4 protein-coding genes and 3 tRNA genes are annotated in these 6,000 nt (G+C 47.4%); all 7 read right to left on the bottom strand.

The genetic code is table 11. The features are described from left to right. Positions 1-5 precede the first annotated feature (5 nt). The 7 genes from IO95_RS14890 to recA all read right to left on the bottom strand — a co-directional run bounded on the left by IO95_RS14890 (position 6) and on the right by recA (position 5,811). A tRNA-Arg gene (locus IO95_RS14890) sits at positions 6-82 on the bottom strand. A 67-nt stretch (positions 83-149) separates the two neighbouring features. Continuing rightward, positions 150-226 (bottom strand) — tRNA-Arg (locus IO95_RS14885). 3 nt (positions 227-229) lie between these two features. Continuing rightward, positions 230-322, bottom strand: a tRNA-Ser gene (locus IO95_RS14880). Positions 323-615: 293 nt separating this feature from the next. After that, positions 616-801: a carbon storage regulator CsrA gene (csrA, locus tag IO95_RS14875; RefSeq protein WP_002209449.1), complete on the bottom strand. Its 186-nt coding sequence runs from the start codon at positions 799-801 to the stop codon at positions 616-618. Positions 802-1,251: 450 nt separating this feature from the next. Next, positions 1,252-3,879 (bottom strand): alanine--tRNA ligase, encoded by a 2,628-nt coding sequence (gene alaS, locus IO95_RS14870; RefSeq protein ID WP_023492759.1) that lies wholly within the window; start codon positions 3,877-3,879, stop codon positions 1,252-1,254. A gap of 135 nt (positions 3,880-4,014) precedes the next feature. Then, entirely contained in the window at positions 4,015-4,545 is a 531-nt protein-coding gene (recX, locus tag IO95_RS14865; RefSeq protein WP_023492758.1) for a recombination regulator RecX, read from the bottom strand. A 195-nt stretch (positions 4,546-4,740) separates the two neighbouring features. After that, entirely contained in the window at positions 4,741-5,811 is a 1,071-nt protein-coding gene (gene recA / locus IO95_RS14860) for a recombinase RecA (protein ID WP_023492757.1), read from the bottom strand. Between the last annotated feature and the right edge of the window lie 189 nt (positions 5,812-6,000).

The raw sequence follows: 6,000 nt of genomic DNA, 5'->3' as shown, positions 1-6,000 counted from the left end.
TAAAATGGTGCATCCAGGAGGATTCGAACCTCCGACCGCTCGGTTCGTAGCCGAGTACTCTATCCAGCTGAGCTATGGATGCATAGAACTATTACTGATACTGCTGATACCCCAGGGTCAACCTTGATAACACGACCATGTGGCTAAAATGGTGCATCCAGGAGGATTCGAACCTCCGACCGCTCGGTTCGTAGCCGAGTACTCTATCCAGCTGAGCTATGGATGCAAATGGCGGTGAGGCGGGGATTCGAACCCCGGATGCAGCTATTAACCGCATACTCCCTTAGCAGGGGAGCGCCTTCAGCCTCTCGGCCACCTCACCACTCGCTTCTTTCGAATTGTGCCTGATCTGCTTTTTAGAGAAGCACATTGGCACTGCGTGGCGCACATATTACTTTCCCCGACTTATAAGTCAAACAATTTTTCCTAACTGATGTGCGTTTGCACAAATCACAGCCAAGATGGATGATTTGACGGCAAAAAAAGCACGTATTCACCCTCTCATCAGGTGATCTCAGACAAAAAAATGAGTCAGAACGTAAAGGTTATCAGGAGAAATATTTGAAGAGGGGGGAGGGAGAGCGTCTCGCTATTTAACGAGACGCTATTGAGAAATCAATAAGTCGTCGGTTGAGACTTTTCGGCCTGGATACGCTGATAGATTTCTTCCCGGTGGACGGACACCTCTTTGGGTGCATTCACACCAATACGGACTTGGTTGCCCTTAACACCTAGCACAGTAACTGTGACCTCATCACCAATCATGAGGGTTTCACCAACTCGACGAGTCAGAATTAACATTCTTTGCTCCTTGAAAGATTAAAAGAGTCGGGTCACTCAGTTTCCCGGCTATTATCCATGATATACAGTGAAAACGTAAGTCAATGGACAACAATAAATGTAAATATACCCATTATCATGTAAGGTACCGAGAAGTTATCTGTGCTTAGTTATTAACCTCATCCATAAGTCCCAACCAGAACTATCGCAAGTCACACTCGCCTCAGCTCAAGATTGATTTAATCCAATAAATCAATAGATTACGAAAACCTACTGGGATATATACCTTTGCCTTCTACCTATAACTTAAATGAACTTGGGCATAGACTTGCTATCACACCAGACTAATGAATAAGTTTAGCCAACCTAAAAAACTTTGTGCCGATAATTATAACAACATTGCGTTAGCACGCTAATAAATGCCATATCATACAATACGTTATGGCATTTATTGATACTAATTTTTTATAGTCACAGTTTTGAAACCACCCAGGCTTCTATACTGTTTAAAGCCGCAGGAAGGCCACTGATATCGCTTCCCCCTGCCATTGCCATATCCGGGCGGCCACCACCTTTACCACCGACTTGTTGAGCAACATGACCCACTAGGTCACCCGCTTTAACCCGGTCCGTCAGATCTTTGGTTACGCCCGCGATTAGGCTGACTTTACCTTCGTCATGCGTTGCCAATACGATGATCGCCGAACCCAGTTGATTTTTAAGGTCGTCGACCATAGTACGTAATATCTTCGGCTCAACATTATCCAACTGGCTAACCAGCAACTTGACGCCACTAACCAGTTTCGCTTTGCTCGACAGAGAAGCACTTTCTAAGGCGGCTTGTTGATCTTTCAACTGCTGCAGTTCTTTTTCCAAAGCACGGGTACGATCAAGCACTGCACGAACTTTATCGCTCAGGTTATTACTATCACCTTTCACCAGATTTGCAATATTTTGTAACAAATCACTTTGCTGGTGTAGGGTAGCTATCGCCCTTTCCCCGGACACCGCTTCGATACGGCGAATGCCTGCGGCAGTACCAGACTCACTCTGAATCCGGAATAAGCCAATGTCCCCCGTACGACTCGCATGGGTGCCACCACACAGCTCAGTAGAGAAATCCCCCATGGTTAGCACGCGAACATGCTCATCGTACTTCTCGCCAAACAGCGCCATCGCACCCTTTTGCTTGGCATCATCCAGCGCCATGACTTCGGTCTGTATAAGTAAATTACCGCGAACTTGCTGGTTAACCAGATCTTCTACCGCACGAATTTCTTCTGGCTTCATGGCTTCAGAATGTGAAAAATCGAAACGTAGATACTTATCATTAACCAATGAACCTTTCTGCGCCACGTGCTCACCCAAGACCTGGCGCAAGGCCGCATGTAACAGATGAGTTGCCGAATGGTTCAGACGAATGCAATTGCGGCGTGCGCTATCGACCAGCGCATCAACCCCCTGATTCAATTTCAGCGAGCCGGAGAGCAATTTGCCCAGATGCCCAATAGCTTGACCATATTTCTGTGTGTCACTCACGACAAATTCAAGACCCGCTGCTTTCAGCACGCCCTTGTCGCCAACCTGACCACCTGACTCTGCGTAGAATGGCGTTTCATCTAATACCACGACCGCTTCTTCACCGGCCTTAAGCTCATCGACGGGTTTACCATCACGGAATAGTGCCGTTACTTTCGCCAGTTGCTCTACATGCTCATAGCCATTAAATTTACTGGCACCGTCAATGCGGATCATACTGTTGTAGTCCGCACCAAAACCGCTCGATTCACGAGCACGGCGGCGCTGAGCTTCCATCGCCAGTTCAAAACCAGCTTCGTCAATCTTCAGACCACGCTCCCGGCAAACATCAGCAGTAAGATCTGCTGGGAAGCCGTAAGTATCATACAAACGGAATACCGTTTCGCCATCCAGGGTATCCCCTTGCAGCTTAGCCAACTCATCATCCAACAGCGTCAAACCACGTTCCAAAGTACGAGCAAATTGCTCCTCTTCGGTTTTCAAAACCTGCTCGACTTGTGCCTGCTGTCGCTTCAACTCATCAGCGGCAGGCCCCATGACTTCAATCAACGGAGCAACAAGTTTATAGAAGAAGGTCTCTTTCGCACCCAGCATATTACCGTGACGGATCGCGCGACGAATGATACGGCGCAGCACATAACCCCGATTTTCATTTGAAGGAATGACACCATCGGCAATCAGAAATGCACATGAACGGATATGATCAGCGATAACCCGCAAGGATTTGTTGCCAAGATCAGTGGCGTCAGTCAGTTTGGCTACCGCCGCAATCAGGGTACTGAACAAATCAATATCGTAGTTAGAATTCACATGCTGCAATACCGCGGCAATACGCTCGAGCCCCATGCCCGTATCCACAGAAGGCTTAGGCAGCGGCAGCATGGTGCCATCGGACTGGCGATTGAACTGCATGAACACGACATTCCAGATCTCAATATAACGATCGCCATCTTCCTCTGGGCTACCAGGAGGTCCTCCCCAGAGATGATCACCGTGATCAAAAAAGATCTCAGTACAAGGACCACATGGCCCGGTATCGCCCATCTGCCAGAAGTTGTCAGAGGCAAAAGGTGCCCCTTTATTATCACCAATACGGATAATACGCTCTGCAGGCACCCCAATCTGTTTTTGCCAGATATCGAAAGCTTCGTCATCAGTCTCATAGACTGTTACCCACAACTTCTCTTTTGGTAGGTTGAACCAGTTTTCACCCGTTAACAGTTCCCATGCATAGCTGATAGCGTCATGCTTGAAGTAATCGCCAAAGCTGAAGTTGCCCAACATCTCAAAGAAAGTGTGGTGGCGAGCGGTGTAACCCACATTTTCTAGATCGTTATGCTTACCACCAGCACGCACACAACGTTGTGACGTGGTTGCACGGGAGTAAGCTCGTTTGTCCAATCCCAGGAAAACATCCTTGAATTGGTTCATTCCGGCATTGGTAAACAGCAATGTCGGATCATTGTTAGGAACCAGAGAGCTGCTTGCTACAACCTGATGACCTTTACTATGAAAGAAATCGAGAAACGCTTGACGGATCTCAGCGGTACTCTTGCTCATAATTTTCCTGGAAAGACTAGAGAATGATGCGTGAACCAGAGGAACAACACCCAGACGCTTTCATCGGGTTCACGAACTAAATGTGGGGATAAGATAAATTTTCTTCAGTTGGAAGTAAAATACCGAGTGCGCAGATCAGACAAAATCACGGTAAATTGACTGAATTTCTTCTTGAAAGAAACCTCGATAGAGCAAATAACGCAACACTTTGGCCTTCTCTTTCCACTCTACTGGTAGTGGATCACCAAATTTATGCAGCGCAACCTTCCTGGCCAATTCACACCAGTCGATTGGGCATTCAGCCAATGCAGCTTGCACAATTTCCTTCTCAACACCTTTTTGTACAAGTTCTGAGACGATACGTTGTGCACCATATCCCTTACGGCTACGGCTGGCGATAAAGCTATCGGCAAAACGCCGATCGTCCAGCCAATTATGTTGATAACAATAGGCTATCAGCCGTTCGATCATTGCGGGGTCAATGGGAGCTGTCGGTTCAACGGGACGTTTGGCCGCACCAAACCTGAGGTTTTCTACACCTGGCGGCACCGCAAGTTTGCGACGCAGTTCAGCTTCACTGTGATCTCGCTGTGATAACCAGCGCATCACTCTGCTTATTAATATATTTTCTTTCTTATCGAAAAGTTGGGGAGTAACTTCATTCATCTACTCTCTCCCGCGACTTCAAGCAATATTGCGTCAAACAATATTGACTCAAACAACACCGCGTCAAACGACACTGAGTCAAACAATAATAATATTGTTAGCAGTTTCAGGCGCCCTGACTACGTAACGCAGTCAGGGACGAGTGAAGATCTATTGAGCAGCTATATACAACTTGAGCATAACGACCAGCCAGAATTAAAACTCTTCGCTGGTTTCTGCCTCATTGTCGTCTACCACTACCGTATTAGCATGAGCTAACACCGGCACGCCATTGTTGTGCAACAGCAAATCACGCAATCTCTTATCCAGCTCAGTAGCAATTGCAGTGTTTTCTTTCAGGAAGTTACAGGCATTAGCCTTACCCTGGCCAATCTTTTCACCGTTGTAACTGTACCAGGCACCGGCTTTTTCGATCATTTTGTGTTTAACACCCAGATCGACCAATTCGCCACAACTGTTGATCCCTTCACCATAGAGGATTTGGAATTCAGCTTGTTTAAACGGTGCGGCAACCTTGTTCTTCACTACTTTTACCCGGGTTTCGCTGCCGACCACCTCGTCACCTTCTTTGATCGCACCAATACGGCGGATATCCAGGCGGACAGAAGCATAGAATTTTAGTGCGTTACCACCGGTAGTGGTTTCCGGGTTACCAAACATCACACCAATCTTCATACGGATCTGGTTTATAAAGATCAGCAGAGTGTTGGCATTCTTTAAATTACCGGCCAACTTACGCATTGCCTGGCTCATCATACGAGCCGCCAAGCCCATATGTGAGTCACCGATTTCACCCTCAATTTCCGCTTTTGGTGTCAAGGCCGCCACCGAGTCGACAATGATGACATCAACCGCACCAGAGCGAGTCAATGCATCACAGATTTCCAGGGCTTGTTCACCGGTATCTGGCTGGGAACAAAGCAAATTGTCGATATCCACACCCAGCTTCTTGGCATAAATTGGGTCCAACGCATGCTCGGCATCAATAAACGCACAGGTTTTCCCTTCGCGCTGAGCAGAGGCAATCACTTGCAAGGTCAAGGTTGTCTTACCTGATGATTCTGGGCCATAAATCTCGACGATACGGCCCATCGGCAGACCACCTGCACCCAATGCAATATCAAGTGACAGAGAACCAGTGGAGATCGTTTCTACGTCCATAGAACGGTCTTCACCCAAACGCATGATGGAGCCTTTGCCGAACTGTTTCTCAATCTGGCCCAGTGCCGCAGCTAACGCCTTTTGTTTGTTCTCATCAATAGCCATTTTTGCTCCTTTTTTGCCATGTCGGGTTGACCCACATCGCCACAGAATGTATACCCGTCGCCATTCAAGCTGCTAGGGATTAGTTCAGTTACTGCTACCTATTACCACCTACGACTGCTAGCTGAACGTTACTACAACCAGGGAATAGGTTAAGCAGGGAATGCATCTAATTATACTGTATGCTCATAC

The sequence above is a fragment of the Serratia sp. DD3 genome (genome assembly GCF_000496755.2).
The sequence above is the reverse complement of the archived record's forward strand: the minus strand, read 5'-3'. Positions and strand labels throughout refer to the sequence as shown.